General features: G+C 61.4%; 18 protein-coding genes. 15 read left to right on the forward strand and 3 right to left on the reverse strand.

Annotated elements, in window-relative coordinates; all coding sequences use genetic code 11:
- The first annotated feature begins 119 nt into the window (after nucleotides 1-119).
- A complete protein-coding gene (locus tag FEE99_RS21990; RefSeq protein WP_041477191.1) occupies nucleotides 120-941 on the forward strand; it encodes an aldo/keto reductase in 822 nt (273 codons plus the stop codon).
- A 24-nt stretch (nucleotides 942-965) separates the two neighbouring features.
- The gene (locus tag FEE99_RS21995) at nucleotides 966-1,436 is read left to right on the forward strand and encodes a DUF1810 domain-containing protein (protein WP_041477192.1); all 471 of its coding nucleotides are present in this window, start codon (nucleotides 966-968) and stop codon (nucleotides 1,434-1,436) included.
- Here the strand turns inward: FEE99_RS21995 and FEE99_RS22000 are convergent.
- Together FEE99_RS22000 and FEE99_RS22005 are read right to left on the reverse strand one after the other, a co-directional pair.
- Nucleotides 1,401-3,761: a DNA polymerase II gene (locus FEE99_RS22000; protein ID WP_167351303.1), complete on the reverse strand. Its 2,361-nt coding sequence runs from the start codon at nucleotides 3,759-3,761 to the stop codon at nucleotides 1,401-1,403. The genes FEE99_RS21995 and FEE99_RS22000 overlap by 36 nt on opposite strands.
- Before the next feature lie 35 nt (nucleotides 3,762-3,796).
- Complete coding sequence (locus tag FEE99_RS22005; RefSeq protein ID WP_143979099.1) at nucleotides 3,797-4,117, reverse strand: hypothetical protein; 321 nt, start codon at nucleotides 4,115-4,117, stop codon at nucleotides 3,797-3,799.
- 22 nt (nucleotides 4,118-4,139) lie between these two features.
- Here FEE99_RS22005 and FEE99_RS22010 point away from each other — a divergent pair, with 22 nt between their 5' ends.
- Complete coding sequence (locus FEE99_RS22010) at nucleotides 4,140-4,580, forward strand: CBS domain-containing protein (protein ID WP_041477195.1); 441 nt, start codon at nucleotides 4,140-4,142, stop codon at nucleotides 4,578-4,580.
- A gap of 178 nt (nucleotides 4,581-4,758) precedes the next feature.
- Here the strand turns inward: FEE99_RS22010 and FEE99_RS22015 are convergent, their stop codons facing one another.
- Nucleotides 4,759-5,382 carry a glutathione S-transferase N-terminal domain-containing protein gene (locus tag FEE99_RS22015; protein WP_041477196.1) on the reverse strand — a complete coding sequence of 208 codons (624 nt, stop codon included), beginning with the start codon at nucleotides 5,380-5,382 and terminating at the stop codon, nucleotides 4,759-4,761.
- A 1,070-nt stretch (nucleotides 5,383-6,452) separates the two neighbouring features.
- On the opposite strand from FEE99_RS22015, the gene FEE99_RS22020 reads away from it, so the two are divergent.
- The 12 genes from FEE99_RS22020 to FEE99_RS22075 all read left to right on the forward strand — a co-directional run bounded on the left by FEE99_RS22020 (nucleotide 6,453) and on the right by FEE99_RS22075 (nucleotide 19,815).
- Complete coding sequence (locus tag FEE99_RS22020) at nucleotides 6,453-7,277, forward strand: TonB family protein (protein WP_041477198.1); 825 nt, start codon at nucleotides 6,453-6,455, stop codon at nucleotides 7,275-7,277.
- A 45-nt stretch (nucleotides 7,278-7,322) separates the two neighbouring features.
- Nucleotides 7,323-8,030 (forward strand): MotA/TolQ/ExbB proton channel family protein, encoded by a 708-nt coding sequence (locus FEE99_RS22025; protein ID WP_041477200.1) that lies wholly within the window; start codon nucleotides 7,323-7,325, stop codon nucleotides 8,028-8,030.
- Entirely contained in the window at nucleotides 8,030-8,431 is a 402-nt protein-coding gene (locus FEE99_RS22030) for an ExbD/TolR family protein (protein ID WP_041477201.1), read from the forward strand. The genes FEE99_RS22025 and FEE99_RS22030 overlap by 1 nt, the downstream gene beginning before the upstream one ends.
- A 210-nt stretch (nucleotides 8,432-8,641) precedes the next feature.
- Entirely contained in the window at nucleotides 8,642-11,353 is a 2,712-nt protein-coding gene (locus tag FEE99_RS22035; protein WP_041477203.1) for a TonB-dependent receptor, read from the forward strand.
- A 227-nt stretch (nucleotides 11,354-11,580) separates the two neighbouring features.
- Complete coding sequence (locus tag FEE99_RS22040) at nucleotides 11,581-13,449, forward strand: extracellular solute-binding protein (protein WP_041477204.1); 1,869 nt, start codon at nucleotides 11,581-11,583, stop codon at nucleotides 13,447-13,449.
- A gap of 1 nt (nucleotide 13,450) precedes the next feature.
- Nucleotides 13,451-14,515, forward strand: coding sequence for a microcin C ABC transporter permease YejB (locus FEE99_RS22045; RefSeq protein WP_041477205.1), 1,065 nt, complete (start codon nucleotides 13,451-13,453; stop codon nucleotides 14,513-14,515).
- Nucleotides 14,515-15,537 (forward strand): ABC transporter permease, encoded by a 1,023-nt coding sequence (locus FEE99_RS22050; RefSeq protein WP_041477206.1) that lies wholly within the window; start codon nucleotides 14,515-14,517, stop codon nucleotides 15,535-15,537. Before FEE99_RS22045 ends, FEE99_RS22050 begins: the two co-directional genes overlap by 1 nt.
- A gap of 1 nt (nucleotide 15,538) precedes the next feature.
- The gene (locus tag FEE99_RS22055; protein WP_041477207.1) at nucleotides 15,539-17,173 is read left to right on the forward strand and encodes an ABC transporter ATP-binding protein; all 1,635 of its coding nucleotides are present in this window, start codon (nucleotides 15,539-15,541) and stop codon (nucleotides 17,171-17,173) included.
- A gap of 169 nt (nucleotides 17,174-17,342) precedes the next feature.
- Nucleotides 17,343-17,864: a DUF3455 domain-containing protein gene (locus FEE99_RS22060; RefSeq protein ID WP_016775383.1), complete on the forward strand. Its 522-nt coding sequence runs from the start codon at nucleotides 17,343-17,345 to the stop codon at nucleotides 17,862-17,864.
- 161 nt (nucleotides 17,865-18,025) lie between these two features.
- Nucleotides 18,026-18,553: a sigma-70 family RNA polymerase sigma factor gene (locus FEE99_RS22065; protein ID WP_041477208.1), complete on the forward strand. Its 528-nt coding sequence runs from the start codon at nucleotides 18,026-18,028 to the stop codon at nucleotides 18,551-18,553.
- Nucleotides 18,550-19,242, forward strand: a complete 693-nt coding sequence (locus tag FEE99_RS22070) for an anti-sigma factor (RefSeq protein ID WP_041477209.1) — start codon at nucleotides 18,550-18,552, stop codon at nucleotides 19,240-19,242. Before FEE99_RS22065 ends, FEE99_RS22070 begins: the two co-directional genes overlap by 4 nt.
- A gap of 132 nt (nucleotides 19,243-19,374) precedes the next feature.
- Entirely contained in the window at nucleotides 19,375-19,815 is a 441-nt protein-coding gene (locus FEE99_RS22075) for a hypothetical protein (protein ID WP_041477211.1), read from the forward strand.
- Nucleotides 19,816-19,881 lie beyond the last annotated feature (66 nt).

The following is a 19,881-nucleotide window of genomic DNA, read 5'->3' on the forward strand; positions in this document are numbered from 1 at the left end:
CGGAGCGTGGGAACGATCTTGTAGGAGCTGCGGACCGCTGCGATCTTTTTTGCTTTTTGAACCCCAACGCTATTCTGCTGCCCACTAAAGATATCGACTCTTTAAGGCAGGAGGTTTGGATGCGTACTCTTGAATTGGCCGGCGTACAGGTTCCCGTGATTGGTCAGGGCACCTGGCGCATGGGCGAGGATCGTTCGGCGCACAGCCGTGAAGTGGCGGCCCTGCGCGCGGGCATCGAGCTCGGCATGAGCCTGATCGACACCGCCGAGATGTACGCCGAGGGCGGTGCCGAAACGGTGGTCGGCGAAGCCATCGCCGGTCTGCGCGATCAAGTCTTTCTGGTCAGCAAGGTCTACCCGCACAACGCCAGCCGCCAGGGCATCCCGCAAGCCTGCGAGCGCAGTTTGCGTCGGCTCGGCACCGACTACATCGATCTGTATCTGCTGCACTGGCGCGGTCAGTATCCGCTGGAGGAAACCGTCGAAGCCTTCGAACGCCTGCGCGAGGACGGCAAGATCGGCCGTTGGGGCGTGTCGAATTTCGATGTCGATGACCTCGATGAACTGTCCAGCTCGGCCTGCGCCACCAATCAGGTGCTGTACAACCTCGAGGAGCGCGGCATCGAATTCGATCTGCTCCCGTGGTGCCAGCATCAGCGCCTGCCGTTGATGGCTTACTGCCCGATCGGCCAGGGCGGCGCGATGCTCGCCGAGCCGGTTCTGCAGGACATTGCCAGTCGTTACAACGCCACCCCGGCGCAGATTTCACTGGCGTGGCTCCTGCGCCAGGACGGCGTGATTGCGATTCCCAAGGCTGTGCGCCCGGAGCATGTGCAACTCAATGCCGAGGCGGCGCAGTTGCAACTGGACGCCGGGGATCTGGCGGCGCTGGACAAGGTGTTTCCGGCGCCACAACGCAAGCAGCGACTGGCCATGGTCTGAGCTGCCGACTGTGAGGGCTTCGCCATGAGAAGCACAGATCTGCACGACCCGTACAACCTGCAACGTTTTGTTCAGGCACAGGACCCGGTGTTCGACCGGGTCCAGCGTGAACTCGAAACGGGCCGCAAGCGCAGCCACTGGATGTGGTTCGTCTTCCCGCAATTCGCCGGGTTGGGCGGCAGCGAGATGGCCCGGCGCTTTGCCATTGGTTCAGCCGAGGAAGCCCAGGCCTATCTGGCCGACGAGCTGCTCGGGGCGCGGCTGCGCACTTGCACGCAACTGGTGCTGAATGTGCCGCAGCGCTCGATTGCAGACATTTTCGGCCATCCCGATGACCTGAAATTTCATTCTTCGATGACCCTGTTCGCCCAGTTCAGCGCCGAGGACAGTCTGTTCAACCAGGCGCTGGAGCGTTACTTCCACGGCATTCTCGATGAATGGACGCTGCAATTGCTCGACTCAAAACAGGCCCAGTTGCCCACCGATCAGGGTTGAGAAGTCGTCGTCGACAAACGGCAGAATCGCATCCGCTACCGGTTGCAATTGGCGGGTGATGTAGTGGTCGTAGTCGATGGCGGCGCGGCGCACCTCCAGCGGCTCCGGGCCGGCCAGGGTGATGACGTAGCTGATCCAGCCGCCGTTCTGATACTGCCGGGGCCGCCCCTGCTCGGCGTTGTAGTCATCGGCGAGCCGCGCCGCGCGGACGTGCGGCGGTACGTTGCGTTCGTAGTCGTCGAGGGTGCGGCGCAGGCGTTTGCGGTAGATCAGCCGATCGTCGAACTCGCCAGCGAGCGTCTTGCGCACGTAGTCGCGCACGTAATCCTGATACGGCTTGCGCTGAAAAATCCGCTCATACAGCTCTTGCTGAAATTGCCGGGCCAGCAGCGACCAGTCGGTGCGCACGGTTTCCAAGCCCTTGTAGACCATTTCCTCGCTGCCATCGGCGCGGGTGACCAGACCGGCGTAGCGCTTCTTGCTGCCCTCCTCGGCGCCGCGAATGGTCGGCATCAGGAAGCGCTTGTAGTGAATCTCGAACTGCAATTCCAGCGCGCTTTCCAGCCCGTATTCCTCGCGCACATGCGCGCGCCACCAATCGTTGACGTGCTTGACCAGCGCATGGCCGATCTGCGCTGCTTCTTCCTGGCCGTGCAGACTGCGCAGCCAGACGAAGGTTGAATCGGTGTCGCCGTAAATCACCGCGTGGCCTTGCTCTTCGATCAACTGGCGGGTGCGCAGCATGATTTCGTGGCCGCGCAAAGTGATCGACGAGGCCAGCCGGGTATCGAAAAAACGGCAACCACTGGAGCCGAGCACGCCGTAGAAGGCGTTCATGATGATTTTCAGCGCCTGGGACAGCGGCGCGTTGTGCTCGCGTTTGGCGGTCTCGCGCCCTTCGGCCACCCGCGCCACGATGGACGGCAGGCAATGGCGGCTGCGCGAGAAACGGGCGCCACGGAAGCCCGGCACCGAGTCGGCGTCATCCGGGTGTTGCAGGCCCTCGATCAAGCCCACCGGGTCGATCAGAAAGGTGCGGATGATCGACGGGTAAAGGCTTTTGTAATCGAGGACCAACACCGATTCGTAAAGCCCCGGGCGTGAATCCATGACAAACCCGCCGGGGCTGGCCTGCGGTGGATTGGTGCCCAGATTGGGTGCAACGAAGCCCTGGCGATGCATCAACGGCATGTACAAATGGGTGAACGCGGCGACCGAACCGCCGCTGCGGTCGGCCGGCAAACCGGTGACGCTGGCGCGTTCAAGCAAAAACGTCAGCAGTTCGGTCTTGGCGAAGATCCGCGTGACCAGTTCGCAGTCCTTGAGGTTGTACTTGGCCAGCGCCGGTTTGTCCTCGGCGAACATGCGGTTGATCTCGTCCATGCGCTGGTATGGGTTGTTGATCGCCTTGCCTTCGCCGAGCAGGGTCTGCGCGACGTTTTCCAGGCTGAACGAAGGAAAACTCCAGGTCGCCGAACGCAACGACTCGATGCCATCGATGATCAGCCGCCCCGCTGCCGAGGCGAAATAATGATTGCGGCTGCCGTGCTCGCGCCACTGCATTTCCTCGCCGCCACGACCGATCTTCAGCGGCACGCCAAGACGCCGTGCGTGTTCATGGAGAATGCGCAAATCGAACTGCACGACGTTCCAGCCAATGATCGCGTCGGGGTCGTGGCGGGCGAACCAGTCGTTGAGCTTCTTGAGAATGAGCGTGCGCGAATCGCAGTATTCGAGGTCGAAATCGACAATGCTGGCATCGCCATTCGGCGCGCCGAGCATGTACACCTGGCGCTCGCCACAGCCTTCCAGCGCGATGGAATACAGCTCGCCGTTTTCGGTGGTCTCGATGTCGAGTGAGACCAAGCGCAGTTTCGGCCGGTAAATGGGGTCGGGTTTCAGTTGGGCGTTGATCAGCACGCCGTCAGCATCAGGCGTGCCGCCGAACAGCACCGGCGCGGTGATGAAGCGCTCCATCAGATAGCGTTCCGGCGGGCGCACGTCGGCTTCAAAGACGTCGACGCCGGCGCGGTTGAGCGCGGTTTCGAGGCGCATCAACTGGCCGTGCTGCTGGCAATACAGACCGAGCACCGGACGATGCTGAAAATCCAGCAGCGCCAACGGTCGCAGTTCCACATTCTTTTCATCGTGCAGCAGACGCTCGGCCGCTTCCCGCTGGGCGGCGGGAATAAACGCCACCGATGGCTGATGCGCCAGACGCACACGGCGCGGCCCGGCGTCGGTCGCCAGCCAGAACTCGACTTCGGTGCCGGCCGGCGTATCGCGCCAATGCCGGGTCAGGACGAAGCCCTGCTGTAAATCCACCACTGCGACCTCAACGTTTCAATCAGAACGCCATTCTACGCAGCATTTGTGGCGAGGGGATTTATCCCCGCTGGCCGCGAAGCGGCCCCGCTTTTAATGAAAGGGCCTGCTGCGCAGGCCAGCGGGGATAAATCCCCTCGCCACAGATAAATCCCATCACCACAGATAAATCCCATCGCCACAGATAAATCCTCTGCCACAGATAATCCCCCCTTGTTACAGATAAATCCCCTCGCCACAGATGCTTCATTCACCGATACAAAGAAGTTTTTTCCGGCAAGTGGCGTTTTTTGCACGCTAACTGCCGCTTTGCCACCTTGCTCTGCGCGGCTGCGTCTACGATGCTTGATGAACAACGACAACACCTGAGTAACCGCCATGAAGACCGTCGCCCAACTGCTCAAGCTCAAAGATCAGAAAAATCAGGAAGTGCACCAGATCAAACCCGATCACATGGTGCTCGAAGCGCTGATGAAGATGGCCGAGAAAAACGTCGGCGCCTTGCTGGTGGTCGAAGACGACAAAGTGGTCGGCATCATCAGCGAGCGCGATTACGCACGCAAACTGGTACTGCACGGACGCTCTTCGGTGGGCACGCCAGTGCGCGACATCATGGTCAAGGACGTGATCACCGTGGATACCCGACAAACCGTCGACACCTGCCTGGGCATCATGTCGGACAAACGCCTGCGCCACCTGCCGGTGGTCGAGGACGGGCAACTGATCGGTTTGCTGTCGATCGGCGATCTGGTGAAAGAGGCAATTGCCGAACAGGCCGAGCTGATCAAACAGCTGGAGCAGTACATTCGCGGCGACTGAGCCCACCGCCGTGATCCCCTTGTGGGAGCGAGCCTGCTCGCGAATGCGCCAGGTCAGTGATGATCGTTCCCACGCTCTGCGTGGGAATGCAGCCTGGGACGCTCCGCGTCCCTCTAAAGCCGAACGCGGAGCGTCCGTTGAGGCATTCCCACGCAGAGCGTAGGAACGATCGCGCCTGTCAGGCCGGCCAGTGCCGCTCAAACACCGGTGCCAGCACCGGGTGCCGGTCGATCCTTTGCAACCACGCATAAAAGCCCGGGCGGGTCTGGCGCAGGTGTTCGCGGCTGCCGGCCCAGCGGCTCACCACGGCCGCCAGCACATCCAGTGCGCCGGGCGTTTCATCATCCAGATACAGCTCCCCGGAAAACTGATCGGCAAACACCTCCCAACTGAAGTGCAGGCGCTGGCGGGTGCCGGCGATCAGGTTTTGCCGTGCGCTCTCATCAGGCGTGATCAACCAGCGCTCGGGGTAATCGATGATGCCGACCGCTGCGTAGCAATTGCTGACGATGTAGGCGAGACCGCGAATCGCCTGATCACGATCGGCAGCCTTGCTCGGCAGCAGGCCGGATTTGGGAAACGTCAGGCCCAGGTGAATCAGGATCGCCGCGCTTTCAGTCATGGCGCTGCCGTCCGGCAGTTGCAGGGTCGGTATCTGTTTCAGCGGATTGAGTTTGCCCAGCGCCTCGTCGGCCTCGGCGCTGGCTTCGGTATCAATGAAACGATAGGCGATCTGGCACAACTCCAGTGCCGCCTCGATAGCAGCCGCGCCGGAATTCTTGTGACCGTAGAGCTGGTACATGTCCGTTCCCCCGATAAGGCCTTTGCACAGGGTAGATGGCTGGCTGGCCTGACGTAGAAAATTCTGCAAATGTGTCGTGATTGGCACGTTTTTCCCATGCACTGCCGACTTGCGAAATCAACCTTCGCCAATCAGCGCTGGCGGTGCCCATCCCGCACCAAGAGCATTCATCGAACGCTATCCGCGTTCTTGTAAGGTGCGACAGCGAACCAAAAGTTCGCCTGTCCGAGCTGGCAATAAGGAGTTCCTCCGTGAATCTTCAAATGCTCCGCCGTACGACATACCCGACTCACTCGCAAATCCAGCCGCAAGTTCAGCCGAACCTATTCAGCCTGGCGCGCTTCTCCTTTATTACCTGAAACCCAATGCACACTTTGCGTGCCTGGCGATCGAGCGATCGCCGGGCGCCGAGTGTTATTTATTTTTTAAATACGGCAATTAATAAAGGCACAACAACAAGATTGTCGAACAATGACTACCCGTCATTGAAGCTGCACCAAAAGCGCACGCCCGAATGTGATGTAGTTACCAATACTCCAGAATCAAAATAAGGAACTTGTCCCGTGAGCCGCTGAATGACTGACCTGCACCAAATCGATTCGCTACGCACCGATAGGTGCTAAGCCTGATCACCGAGCAGCCGCTCTATCCCGCCGATCGGCGTGATACAGCGTTCCCTCTGACTCGCTCTGGAAAAAGCCCTTCTGCGAGGACTTGAGGACCACTTCGCGCCGAATAAACAGCGGGCGAACTTGAAACTTATATAAATGCGACATGAGCAATGCCGAAGATATGCGCTCAACCGGTTTCAGCAACATCTGGCACACCTGTTGCAAACTGTAACAAACCTGAGACAGCTCACGTCTCCGCACAACAACAAGCCACGGAATGGATAATGAACAATCGATATAGATGCTACTAAGCCATTAAGTTTGTTCGAGGCCGTTTAAACAGATAGTCCAACTATCGGCTCGCGTACACCTTGAAGAAAGTTGCACCCACTCACTCGAACATCAGCCATATGTTCGGACGGCACCTTATTGCCCTTCATCTGACCCGAGGGAGCTTTAATGAACGATGCGGTAAAGCACAAAACCCTGCCGGGGCCGTTGCGGCAAGCGCCGGTCCCGCCGCCCCCGGGCAGGCCGGCGTTTACAGCCAACACGTCACGACCCGGCGGGTTGAACAAACCACAGTTGCTCTTGCTGATCGCCGTGTCGGCGCTGATACACGGCGGCGCGTGGTGGTTCTTCCATCAGGCGCGGCCGGAGCCACTGCCGACGCCGCCGGAAATTCCGGAAATGACCGTCGAGCTGACCAGCCCGACGCCTCCGGCCCCACCGACACCGGAACCACCACCGCCGCCCCCGCCTCCACCGCCGCCGGAACCCGAGCAGCCGGTGGAGGACGAGGACGCGGTGAAGCCGCCGCCCAAACCGGTGGAGAAGCCCAAGCCAATCGAAAAACCAAAACCGGTCGAGAAACCCAAACCGGTGAAGAAAGTCGAGCCACCGAAAGCGCCGCCAGCCCCGGCGCAACCTGCCGCACCTGCGGCGCCGACGACACCGAGCGCACCACCGGCACCCCCTGCTGCGCCCGCTCCGGTCAAGGAGTCGGCGGCGATTTCCGGCCTGGCCAGCCTTGGCAACCCGCCGCCGGAATACCCGTCGCTGGCGCTGCGCCGCAACTGGGAAGGCAGCGTGGTGCTGCGCATTCAGGTGCTGGCTAACGGCCGTGCCGGTGCGGTGACTGTGACCAAGTCCAGCGGCAAGGCGCAACTGGATGAAGCTGCGGTCGCCGCCGTGAAGAACTGGAAGTTCATTCCGGCCAAGCGCGGTGACACGCCGATCGACGGCTTCGCCACCCAGACCATCGATTTCAAATTGCCGCAATGACGGCGCAACCGACTCATTACTGATTAACGCAAGCGAGGTGTAGCCATGAACGATTCACTGTCTTCGATGATTGTCCCCGGTGTGCTCTGGGGTCTGGTGCTGTTTTCCGTGGTCAGTTGGGCGATCCTGCTGGTCAAGTCGGCCCAGTACCTGCGTCAGAAAGCGCAGAACAAGCAGTTTGCCAAAGCCTTCTGGAGCGCGCCGGACCTGCTCACCGCCGCCGAACACGCCAGCCAGTATCCGGGCTCGCTGGCGCGCATCGCCAGCAGCGGTTTCGAAGCCCTGCTGGTGGAAGATTCGCCGCGCACCACGCAGCAACTGGCGCACACCATCAACCGTTCCGATCGCTTGGAACGCAACCTGCGCCAGCAGATCCAGAAGGAACGTCGCTCGCTGGAAAACGGCCAGGCGATCCTCGCCAGTATCGGCAGCACCGCGCCGTTCATTGGTTTGTTCGGCACCGTGTGGGGAATCATGGAAGCCCTGCAAAGCATCGGCGAAACCGGCTCGGCCAGCCTTGAGGCGGTCGCCGGGCCTATCGGCCACGCGCTGATCGCCACTGGCGTGGGCATCGCCGTCGCGGTGCCGGCGGTGCTGATCTACAACTTCTTCCTGCGTCGGCTGAAACTGGCCTCAGCGGACATGGACGACTTTGCCCACGACTTCGACGCCCTCGCCTCGCGCAGTGCCTTTTCCATCAGCCGCCAGGCCATTGCCAGCAAAAGCACCACCGCCGTGCGGGAGGCCAGCTGATGTCGTTTTCCACTCAAGACAGCGATGAAGTGCTCAGCGAAATGAACGTCACGCCGCTGGTCGACGTGATGCTCGTGCTGCTGGTGGTGTTCATTGTCACCGCGCCGCTAATGACCAACGCGATCAAGGTCAACCTGCCGAAAACCGACGCCGTCGCCCCTGCCGAAAAGAAAGACCCGGTGGTGGTCAGCGTCGATCAGGACGGCAAGTTCTATCTGGCCAAGACCGAACTGGCCCCGGAATCCCTCGAGGCCAGTCTCAAGGAGGTCAAGGCCAAGGACGCCGACGTGCGCGTGCAGTTGCAGGCCGATGCCGCCGTCAATTACGGCCAGGTGGCCAAGGCCATGGCATCGATCGAGCGCTCTGGCATCAGCAAGATTTCGGTGATGACCACCCACTGAGTGCGGTGCCGGATGGGTGTTGAAACACCCGCCCGGCGCCGCTGAAAAAAGAAATCCCGTCGCACCCGGCCGACCGAAAAAACGCCACGCGTCTTCGGAGGGGATCGGCTTGCTTGAAGAAAGTGGTTTTCCGCGCGCGGTATCACCGGAAGCGGAGCAATGAGCGGCTCACAAGGCCAATTCGATAACGTCTGAAAATCGGAAACAACCATGCTGATGAACACTCCACGCTTCACGCTCAAACCTTTGGTGGCAACGATGTCTCGCCACCGTTTCGTTCCGCTGTATCTGGTGGCCATGGGGATGGGCGCCGGGACCGTGCAAGCGGCCGAGGACGACAACAATGCCACGCCGGCAGCCGCTGTCGTGGCGGCGCCGACCACGCAACTGCAACGGGTCGAAGTGACCGGTTCGGCGATTCGCCGGGTCGATGCGGAAACGGCGGTGCCGATCACCATCCTCAAGGCTGACGAGCTGCGCAAACAGGGCGTGACCACCACCGCCGAACTGGTGCAGCGCATCACCGGCAGTCAGTCGATCAACAACAGCGCCGGCTCCGTCGGCGCGGCAACGGGCGGTGCGTCGTTTGCCGACATGCGCGGCATCGGCGCGAACAAGACGCTGGTGCTGCTCAATGGTCGACGCCTGGCCAATAACGCCCTGTCGGGGACCAACTCCGCCGGCGGCGCGGTGGATCTGAACATGATCCCGTTTGCCGCCATCGAACGCGTGGAAGTGCTGCGCGACGGCGCCTCGGCCCTGTACGGCACCGACGCCATCGGCGGTGTGATCAACTTCATCACCAAAAAATCTCTCACCGATGGCGCCCTGACCCTGGGCGGCGAAACGCCGACCCACAGCGGTGGCGGCGCGACCAAGGACATGAGCGCCAGTTGGGGCTACGGCGATCTGGAAGAAGACCGCTTCAACGTCCTCGGCGTGTTCAACTACAACAAGCAGCAGAACCTCGACGCCAACGACCGCTCCTTCGCCACCGACTATGCGCCCGGTCGCGGTCTCGATCAGACTTCCGGCACCGCGTTCCCCGGCAACTACAGCCAGAACGGCAACGCCACCAACCCGTTGGCCAACAGCAATTGCAACGGCCCCAACCTGATTGCCCGCGACGGCTTGTGCCGCTTCAGCACCCGTGAATACATCGATCTGGTGCCACAGACCGAGAAGACCTCGTTCTTCGGCAAGACCACTGCCAAGCTCGGCGATGATCACAACGCCAACCTTGAATATTTCTGGTCGCGCAACAACAACGCCGTCGCCGTCGGCCCGGCGCCACTGACTGGTCTGAGCCTGGATTCTTCCTCGCCCTACTACCCCGGCAACGGCATCACCCCGGCGCCGACCGATTTCGCCCTCGACCCGACGCAGCCGGTGGACGTCAACTGGCGCGAGACTGCCGCCGGCCCGCGTGAATCGAAAGACCAGAACACCAGCCAACGCTTTCTGCTGAGCTTCGATGGTCTGGTTGGCGGCTGGGATTACAACGTCGGCGCCTCGTACAACCAGAACAAAATCGTCTCCAGCGTCACCAGTGGCTATGTCAGCGATCAGGCGATGATTGACGGCCTGGCCAGCGGTTTGCTCAACCCGTTCGGCCCGCAGACCGCTGCCGGCCAGCAGTACATCGATGCCGCCGCGTACCACGGCGCCTACTCCACAGCCGTGGGTCGCGTCGCCGGGTTCGATGGTCGCGTCAGCCGTGAAATCGGCGACTGGTTCGGCGCAGGTCCGTCCGGTCTGGCGCTGGGCGGCGAGTACCGCAAGGAGAAATTCCATCAGGACTTCGAGTCGTTCGCCGGCGACATCCAGAGCCTCGGCATCGACCCGGCCGGCAGCGTCGAGGGCGACCGCAGCGTCAAGGCCGCCTATGCCGAACTCAACGTGCCGGTGCTCGACAGCCTTGAATTGTCCGCCGCTGTGCGCCACGACAAATACAGCGACTTCGGCAGCACCACCAACCCGAAATATTCGTTCCGTTATCAGCCGATCAAAGAGCTGGTGGTGCGTGGTGCCTACAGCGAAGGTTTCCGCGCACCATCGCTGTACGAGCTGTATTCGCCGCGCAGCATCACGTTCACTCAGGGTTACTACAACGATCCGGTGCTGTGTACCGGCGGCGTGGTGCAACCGGGCGGCAACGGCGGCCGCGATTGCGGTCAGCAGTTCCTCAACCAGATCGGTGGCAACGAAGATCTGGCCCCGGAGAAGGCGCGCAACGTGACGTTGGGCTTCGTCTACCAGCCGATCAGCAATCTGTCAGTGGGTCTGGATTTCTGGTGGATTCACATCTCCAACCAGATCCAGCCGTTCCCGGAATCCACCGTGTTCGATCAGGCTGGCTCCTACCCGGACCGCTTCGTGCGCAACGCCGACGGCACGCTCAACTACATCGTTACCGGCAACGCCAACCTCGGCATCGTCGAGACCAACGGTGTCGATGTGTCGCTCGACTATCGCTTCCCGAACACGCCGTACGGTCAGTTCGGCCTCGGCCTGCAAGGCACCTATGTCGACGAGTACGACTTCCAGAGCACCATCAAAGGCCCGTTCACCGACAAGGTCGGCGACTTTCAGGGTGACGGCGTGATCGCGCGCTGGAAGCACAACCTCACCGGCAGCTGGAGCCTGGGGGCGGCGCGGGCAGCGCTGACCAACCGCTTCACCACCGGTTACAACGATTACGACCGCGAGACGCACGCGCGGGTGGCGTCGTATTCGGTGTGGGATCTGTCGGCCGGTTACACCTTCAACAAAGTGCTCGACGTTGATGCCGGGATGAAGAACGTTTTCGACCGCAACCCGCCGTTCTCCAACCAGGCCTACAACTTCCAGAGCGGCTATGACCCGCGCTACACCGACCCGCTGGGCCGGACATTGTTTGCGCGCATGACTTACCACTTCTAACCGGAAACAGAACACATCTCCCCCTGTGGGAGCGAGCCTTTGTGGTGAGGGGATTTATCCCCGATGGGGTGCGAAGCGCCCCCAAGACCTGCCGACGCGGAGAATCAGAAGTACCGCATGCATTGATCTTGCGACTGCTGCGCAGCCGATCGGGGATAAATCCCCTCGCCACAAAAGCTCGCCTCACATCGGGTCCGGGTTCCTTCAGGGATTTCAAGGGTGACTTCATGAGTTTTTTGCGCAACATGGCTGGCCTGCTGCTCGGCAGTGCGCTGCTGTGCTTCGGGGCGTCGGCGTTGGCCGCTGGCAGTCACGCGCTGACGGTGTACGGCGAGGCGCCGAAGTATCCGGCCGGCTTCAAGCATTTCGATTTTTTTGTTAACCCCGACGCGCCCAAGGGCGGTTCGCTCAGCCGTGCGTCGATGGAGATCGGTCAGTACAACTACATCACGCCGTATGCCGATCAGGGCATTTCGGTGGTGCAGGTCAACGATTGGGTCTACGCGCCGCTGGCGTTCCGATCGCTGGACGAGCCCTACACGGTTTACGCTCTGGTCGCGCAGCAGATCGAGCGCGATCCCGAAGGTTTGTGGGTGCGCTTCACCCTCAACCCCAAGGCACGCTTTGCCGATGGCACGCCGATCACCGCCGAAGACGTGCGCTACACCTTCAACCTGCTGATGACCAAGGGCAGCCTGAGTTACCGCCAGCAATACGCCGACGTGCAGGACGTGCTGGTCGAAAGTCCACGGCAGGTCCGTTTCACCTTCAAGAACAACCTCAATCGCACCCTCGCGCTGGATCTGGCGACGCTGCGCGTGCTGCCCGAGCACTGGTGGAAAACCCGCGACTTCGCCAACGGCGGCGGCTTCGAGCCACCGCTGGGCAGCGGCCCGTACCGGGTGAGCAAGGTCGACGCCGGACGCAGCATCAGTTTCCAGCGCGACCCGGACTGGTGGGGCAAGGACCTGCCAGTCAGTCGCGGCATGTACAACTTCGACAGCCTGACGGTGAATTTCTACGGCGACACCGACGTCGCCCGCCAGCTGTTGCAGGCCGGCGCGTTCGACTACAACCGTGAGTTCTCCTCCTCTGGTTACGTGGTCGGCTATGACAGCCCGGCACTGCGTGACGGCCGCTTGCAGCAGTCGATCCTCGCCCCGGACAAACCCACCGCCGCTCAGGGCTTCGTGTTCAACCTGCAGAACCCGTTCTTCCAGGATCGCCGCGTGCGTCGGGCGATCAGCCTGCTCTGGGATTTCGAGTGGACCAACAAACAGATGATGCGCGGCTTCTACGTGCGTCAGAACAGCTTCTGGCCCAAGAGTGAAATGGCCGCCAGCGCCCTGCCCGATGCCGAGGAATTGAAGATCCTCGAACCGTTGCGCGGCAAGGTCCCTGACGAGGTGTTCACCACGGTCTATGAGGCGCCGAAAACCGATGGCAGCGGCTACATCCGCGACAAACAACTGCAAGCCTTGAAGCTGCTCGCCGAAGCCGGTTGGACGGCGAAAAACAATCGTCTGGTCAACGCCGCCGGCGAGCCGCTGGAATTCACCTTTCTCGATGGCCAGGGCGGCTTCGATCGCATGCTGCTGCCGTTCAAACGCACCCTCGCGCAGATCGGCATCACGCTCAATCTGCGCCGCATCGATTCAGCGCAATACATCAACCGCCTCAACGCCCGCGATTACGACATGATCGTCTGCGCTTTCCCGCGCAGTGGCGATCCGATCGTTTCCCCGGGCCGCGAGTTGTACAGCCTGTACGGCTCGCAAAGTGCCACGCAAGTCGGCAGCTCGAACGCGATGGTGCTGGCCGATCCGGCAATCGATCAACTGATTGACGGGCTGGTCCAGGCCAACAACCGCGAAGCCATGGTGCATTACGCCCGCGCCCTCGACCGGGTGCTGCAATGGGGTTACTACATGATTCCCAACTACTACTCCAAAGGCACGCCGACGGTGTATCAGAACCGCTTCGGCATGCCCGCCGTGCAACCTTCGTATGACGAAGGTCTCAACACCTGGTGGGAAGTCTCGGTCAAGCCGCTGACGACTCAGCAAATGAGCGCTCAACTTGCGGGAGACCAGTGACATGCTGCGTTATCTGAGTCGCCGTTTGCTGCTGATCATCCCCACGCTGTTGTGCATTCTGGTGGTGAATTTTCTTATCGTGCAGGCCGCGCCCGGCGGCCCGGTGGAACAAGCCATCGCCCGCCTGCAAGGCTTTGGCGGGCACAGCATGGGCGGCGGTGGCGAAGTCGCGGCGGTCGGCGGTGCCGGGCGCAGCAGCCGTGGGCTGGGCCCGGCGCTGATCGAGGAAATCAAACACCATTACGGCTTCGACAAACCGCTGCACGAACGCCTGTGGCTGCTGCTGAAAAACTACGCACAACTGGATCTGGGCAACAGCTTCTTTCGCGGCGCCAAGGTCACCGACCTGATCGTGCAGAAGCTGCCAGTGTCGCTGTCGCTGGGCTTGTGGGCGACGCTGATCACCTACCTGATTTCAATCCCGCTGGGCATTCGCAAGGCAATCAGGAACGGCAGCGCCTTCGATGTCTGGAGCAGCACCGCGATCATCGTCGGCTATGCGATGCCGGCGTTTCTCTTCGCCATTCTGTTGATCGTGGTGTTCGCCGGGGGCAGTTACGTCAACTGGTTTCCGGTGCAAGGACTGGTCTCGGACGACTTCGCCACACTGAGCACATTGGGCAAGGTCGGCGACTACCTCTGGCACCTCGTACTGCCGGTCACGGCGCTGGTGATCGGCGGCTTCGCCACGCTGACGATCCTGACCAAGAACAGCTTTCTCAACGAGATCAGCCGGCAGTACGTGATCACCGCACGAGCCAAGGGTCTGACCGAGCGGCGCGTGCTCTACGGCCACGTGTTTCGCAACGCCATGCTGCTGGTGGTGGCCGGCGTGCCGTCGGCGCTGATCGAAGTGTTTTTCGCCGGCTCCCTGCTGATCGAAACCATCTTCAACCTCGACGGCCTCGGGCGCATGAGCTACGAAGCGGCGGTGTCGCGTGACTATCCGGTGGTGTTCGGCGCGCTGTTTCTGTTCACCCTGTTCGGCCTGCTGATCAAGCTGATCGGCGACCTCTGCTACACCCTGCTCGACCCGCGCATCGATTTCTCGGCGAGGACTGCCTGATGTTCACACTGTCGCCTCTGGGCCAGCGCCGCGTCGCGCAATTCAAGGCCAACCGCCGTGGGCGCTGGTCGCTGTGGCTGTTTATCGGCCTGTGCCTGATCTGCCTCGGTGGCGAGCTGATCGCCAATGACAAGCCGCTGGTGATCCGCTACCACGACGCCTTCTACTTTCCGATCCTCAGCGATTATCTGGAAACCGATTTCGGCGGCGAGTTGCCGTTCCAGCCGGATTACGCCAGCAGCTATGTGCACAAACTGATCGAGGGTCAGGGCGGCTGGATGTTGTTTCCGCCGATCCCGTTCAGTTACGACACGGTCAACTACGACCTCACCGAACCGGCGCCCAGCCCGCCGTCATCAAGCAATTGGCTGGGCACCGATGATCAGGCTCGCGATGTTCTGGCGCGGGTGATTTTCGGCACGCGGATCTCGATTCTGTTCGCGCTGATCCTCACCGCCATCAGCGCGTTGATCGGCATTCTCGCCGGGGCTTTACAGGGTTATTACGGCGGCTGGGTCGACTTGCTCGGGCAGCGCGTACTGGAAATCTGGTCGGGGCTGCCGGTGCTGTATCTGCTGATCATTCTCTCCGGCTTCGTCTCGCCGAGTTTCTGGTGGTTGCTGGGGATCATGGCGCTGTTTTCCTGGCTGGCGCTGGTCGACGTGGTGCGCGCCGAGTTCCTGCGGGGGCGCAATCTCGAATACGTGAAAGCCGCGCGCGCGCTGGGCCTGACCGACAGCGAACTGATGCGTCGGCACATTCTGCCCAACGCCATGACCTCCACCCTCACCTACCTGCCGTTCATTCTCACCGGCGCCATCGCCACCCTGACCGCGCTGGATTTCCTCGGCTTCGGCATGCCCGCCGGCACCGCATCGCTGGGTGAACTGATCGGCCAGGCCAAACGCAATCTGCAAGCGCCGTGGCTGGGGCTGACGGCGTTTTTTGCCTTGGCGCTGATCCTGTCTTTGTTGGTTTTCATCGGTGAAGCGTGCCGAGATGCCTTTGATCCGAGGAGCTGACATGCAAGACCATTTAATCGAGATCCGCGACCTGCGCGTCGCCTTCGCAGGGCAAGAAGTGGTGCACGGTGTGAACCTCGATATTCGCCGTGGCGAGTGTCTGGCGCTGGTCGGCGAGTCCGGCTCGGGCAAGTCAGTGACGGCGCATTCAATCCTGCGCCTGCTGCCTGGCAAGAGCGTCAGCAGCAGCGGCGCGATTCGCTATAACGGCGTGGATTTGCTGCACGCCAGCGAACAACAGATGCGCGGTTTGCGCGGCAATCGCATTGCGATGATTTTCCAGGAGCCGATGACCTCGCTGAACCCGTTGCACACGGTGGAAAAACAGATCAGCGAAGTGTTGGAAATCCACAAGGGCCTCAAAGGCCGCGCCGCCCGCGCGCGGACGCTGGAGCTGCTCGAGCTGGTGGGTATTCGCCAGCCGTTGCAGCGACTCAAAGCCTATCCGCACCAACTCTCTGGCGGGCAGCGGCAACGGGTGATGATCGCCATGGCATTGGCCAACGAGCCGGAACTGTTGATTGCCGATGAACCGACCACGGCGCTGGACGTGACCGTACAGCAGAAGATTCTTGAGCTGCTGATCGAGTTGCAGCAGCGCCTCGGCATGTCGCTGTTGCTGATCAGCCATGACCTCAATCTGGTGCGCCGGATCGCTCAGCGTGTGTGCGTAATGCGTCAAGGCGAGATCGTTGAACAGGCCGATTGCGAGACGCTGTTCCAAGCGCCGCAACACCCCTATAGCCGGTTGTTGATCGAAGCGGAACCGAGCGGCGCGCCAGTGCCCAGTGAGTACGAGCACAACCTGCTGGAAGTCGATGATTTGAAGGTGTGGTTTGCCCTGCCGAAAAAACTCTTCAGCCGCCAGCAGGATTACATCAAAGCGGTGGACGGCGTCAGTTTCACCCTGCAACGCGGCAAGACCCTGGGCATCGTCGGCGAGTCGGGGTCGGGCAAGTCGACGCTGGGCCAGGCGATCCTGCGCCTGGTCGAATCAGAGGGCAATATCCGATTCGGCAACAAGCAGTTGAGCCTGCTCAATCAGCGTCTGATGCGCCCGTTGCGCCGGCAGATTCAGGTAGTGTTTCAGGACCCGTTCGGCAGCCTCAGCCCGCGCATGTCGGTGCAGCAGATCATTGCCGAAGGCTTGCTGACCCACGGCATCGGCAGCGAGGCCGAGCGCGAGGCAGCGGTGATTCGCGTGCTCGAGGAAGTCGGCCTCGACCCGCAAAGCCGCCATCGTTACCCCCACGAGTTTTCCGGCGGCCAGCGCCAGCGCATCTCCATCGCCCGCGCACTGGTGCTGGAACCGGCGCTGATCCTGCTCGACGAACCGACGTCGGCGCTGGATCGCACGGTGCAGAAGCAAGTGGTGGAGTTGTTGCGCCAGTTGCAGATCAGGCATGGGCTGACGTACCTGTTCATCAGCCATGATCTGGCGGTGGTGCATGCGCTGGCGCATGACTTGATGGTGATCAAGGACGGCAAGGTGGTTGAACAAGGATCGTCGCGGGAGATCTTCGCTGCGCCGCAACATCCGTATACCCAAGAGTTACTGAAAGCCTCGGGCCTCAAGCCGTACAGAGAACCCTGTGGGAGCGAGCCTGCTCGCGAATGCGGTGCATCAGTCACATAAGTGCTGGCTGACCCGACGCTTTCGCGAGCAGGCTCGCTCCCACAGGTTTGATCGGTGGTGTTTGAAATTTATTTTTCCGGCACTGCATCCAATCGCCTCCGCCACGGGTAGTCCCTGTAACAGCCCACTCTGGTGCTGTCAGCGCACTACCTTTTCGGAGAATCATCGGATGAACATCACCCAGCTGATTGGCTTCACCGGTTTGCTCGCCTTCACCGCGACCACCTTCGCCCAGAGCAGTTATCCCGACGCGATCAAGGTGCCGGACGGGCACAAGATTGCCCTGGAAACCACCGGGGTTGGCGAGATCACCTACGAATGCCGCGACAAACCCAATATGGCCGGGCAGACCGAATGGACCTTTGTCGGCCCGAAAGCGGTGCTCAATGATCGCAGCGGCAAACAGGTCGGTACCTATTTCGGCCCGCCAGCGACGTGGCAAGCCAAGGACGGTTCGAAAGTCACCGGCACGCAACTCGCCGTGGCCCCGTCGAGCCCGGGCAACCTGCCCTATCAACTGGTCAAGGCCAATCCGGCCGAGGGCAAAGGCGCGATGACCGGGGTCAGCTATATCCAGCGTGTCGCGCTCAAGGGCGGCGTCGCGCCGGGCAGTGAGTGCACCATGGCGAACAAGGGCAAGCAGGAAGTGGTGAAGTACCAGGCGGATTATATTTTCTGGGCGGCGAACTGATATCCGGAAGCAATGCACAATCCTGTGGGAGCGAGCCTGCTCGCGAAGACGGAGTGTCAGTCGCCTTATTACTTTCTGACCCACCGCATTCGCGAGCAAGCTCGCTCCCACAGGGAACCATGCCTCTGGATGTTTGGGAAATGTGAGCTAGATTGCACCCCATGCTTTTACCCGAATCCGTTTTCGATTACGAAGCCCGCCTCGCCGCCTGTGCCCGGGGCGAGCGCGCGGCTTTGCGCGATTTGTATGTGCAGGAAGGCCCGCGCCTGCTCGGTGTGGCCAAGCGGCTGGTGCGCGATACGGCGCTGGCGGAGGACATTGTGCATGAGGCATTCATCAAGATCTGGCACGGCGCGGCCGGGTTCGACCCGGCGCGCGGCTCGGCGCGGGGCTGGATGTTCAGCGTGACCCGGCACCTGGCCTTGAATCAGTTGCGCAAGCAAAGTCGGGAAACGCCGTTCAGCGAAGAACATGAGGCAGCGGCGCCTGATGAGCTGGCCGATATTCACTCGGCGCGCATTCATCGCTGCCTCGAACAACTGGAACCGCAGCGGCGCAGCTGCATCCTCCATGCCTACGTCGACGGTTATAGCCACGCGCAGATTTCCGCGCGCCTCGACACGCCGCTGGGCACGGTCAAGGCGTGGATCAAGCGCAGCCTCAATGCTTTGCGGGAGTGCATGGGATGACTGGCGAGTCAGCGCAGGAACGGGATGAACTGGCCGGCGAATACGTGCTCGGCACCTTGTCGTTCGAGCAGCGCATCGAGGTGCAACGGCGCCTGCCGAACGATCCTGAGTTGCGCGCGGCAGTCGACGCATGGGAGCGACGTCTGCTGGAGCTGACCGATCTGGCCGAACCTCAGCAACCGTCGGTGCAGCTGTGGCCTCGCATCGAGCGCAGTCTCGAACGGCTGACGGTGAAGAAACCACTGACCTCGTGGTGGAATCTGCTGCCACTGTGGCGCGGTTTGAGTGCGGCGGGCCTGGCTGCAACGCTGATTCTGGGTACGATGGTGCTGACGCAGACTGCGCCGAAACCGAGTTATCTGGTGGTGCTGGTGGCGCCGCAGGACAAGGCGCCGGGCTGGGTGATTCAGGCCAGCAATGCGCGGGAGATTCAGTTGATCCCGCTGGGCGTGGTCGAGGTGCCGGCGGACAAGGCGCTGGAGTTCTGGACCAAGGCTGACGGCTGGTCGGGACCGGTTTCATTGGGACTGGTCAAACCGGGGCAAGCGTTGTCGGTGCCGCTGGACAAGTTGCCGCCGCTGCAAGCCAACCAGCTGTTTGAGCTGACCCTGGAAGGCGCCAATGGCTCACCGATCGGCAAACCGACCGGGCCGATTCAGGCGATCGGGCGTGCGGTGAAGGTGCTCTGAGGCTCTGCTACGCGGTTGTCCGCAACCATCATCGACGTCGATGTTCACCATCACGGCAATGAAGTTCTCATAAAAAATTCCGGGCGTAACATCAGCTCCATACCAACCAACAACACCCCGGAGCACACCATCATGAAACGCCAGACTCTTCTCAGCATTGCCTTCTCGGTTTTCGCAGTTAACGCTTTCGCCGCCACCCCGGCGTACACCATGATCGCCGAAGGCGGCTCGGACAAACTGATCGAAAGCCGTCTGGCTGAAGGCGGTTCGGATCGTCTGATCGAACGCCGCGTTGCCGAAGGTGGTTCCGATCGTCTGATAGAACGCCGCGTTGCTGAAGGTGGTTCGGATCGTCTGATCGAACGCCGCGTTGCCGAAGGTGGTTCGGATCGTCTGATCGAACGCCGCGTTGCCGAAGGCGGCTCGGATCGTCTGATCGAACGCCGCGTTGCTGAAGGCGGCTCGGATCGTCTGATCGAACGCCGCGTTGCTGAAGGTGGCTCGGATCGTCTGATCGAACGCCGCGTTGCTGAAGGTGGTTCGGATCGTCTGATCGAACGCCGTGTTGCCTGATGCATGACTGCAAGCGCAACACCGCAGAGAAACCCGGCTCCCGCAGCCGGGTTTTTTATGTCTGCG

The organism is Pseudomonas sp. ef1 (assembly GCF_007293365.2).
GTDB classification, from domain to species: Bacteria; Pseudomonadota; Gammaproteobacteria; order Pseudomonadales; family Pseudomonadaceae; genus Aquipseudomonas; species Aquipseudomonas siliginis.

Coding starts and splice junctions, on each gene's coding strand:
- FEE99_RS22060 (WP_016775383.1), top strand. CDS start 17,343: ATGAACATCACCCAGCTGATTGGCTTCACCGGTTTGCTCGCCTTCACC.
- FEE99_RS22075 (WP_041477211.1), top strand. CDS start 19,375: ATGAAACGCCAGACTCTTCTCAGCATTGCCTTCTCGGTTTTCGCAGTT.
- FEE99_RS22015 (WP_041477196.1), bottom strand. CDS start 5,382: ATGTACCAGCTCTACGGTCACAAGAATTCCGGCGCGGCTGCTATCGAG.
- FEE99_RS22030 (WP_041477201.1), top strand. CDS start 8,030: ATGTCGTTTTCCACTCAAGACAGCGATGAAGTGCTCAGCGAAATGAAC.
- FEE99_RS22025 (WP_041477200.1), top strand. CDS start 7,323: ATGAACGATTCACTGTCTTCGATGATTGTCCCCGGTGTGCTCTGGGGT.
- FEE99_RS22010 (WP_041477195.1), top strand. CDS start 4,140: ATGAAGACCGTCGCCCAACTGCTCAAGCTCAAAGATCAGAAAAATCAG.
- FEE99_RS22050 (WP_041477206.1), top strand. CDS start 14,515: ATGTTCACACTGTCGCCTCTGGGCCAGCGCCGCGTCGCGCAATTCAAG.
- FEE99_RS22045 (WP_041477205.1), top strand. CDS start 13,451: ATGCTGCGTTATCTGAGTCGCCGTTTGCTGCTGATCATCCCCACGCTG.
- FEE99_RS22020 (WP_041477198.1), top strand. CDS start 6,453: ATGAACGATGCGGTAAAGCACAAAACCCTGCCGGGGCCGTTGCGGCAA.
- FEE99_RS22065 (WP_041477208.1), top strand. CDS start 18,026: ATGCTTTTACCCGAATCCGTTTTCGATTACGAAGCCCGCCTCGCCGCC.
- FEE99_RS22040 (WP_041477204.1), top strand. CDS start 11,581: ATGAGTTTTTTGCGCAACATGGCTGGCCTGCTGCTCGGCAGTGCGCTG.
- FEE99_RS21995 (WP_041477192.1), top strand. CDS start 966: ATGAGAAGCACAGATCTGCACGACCCGTACAACCTGCAACGTTTTGTT.
- FEE99_RS22070 (WP_041477209.1), top strand. CDS start 18,550: ATGACTGGCGAGTCAGCGCAGGAACGGGATGAACTGGCCGGCGAATAC.
- FEE99_RS22055 (WP_041477207.1), top strand. CDS start 15,539: ATGCAAGACCATTTAATCGAGATCCGCGACCTGCGCGTCGCCTTCGCA.
- FEE99_RS21990 (WP_041477191.1), top strand. CDS start 120: ATGCGTACTCTTGAATTGGCCGGCGTACAGGTTCCCGTGATTGGTCAG.
- FEE99_RS22035 (WP_041477203.1), top strand. CDS start 8,642: ATGCTGATGAACACTCCACGCTTCACGCTCAAACCTTTGGTGGCAACG.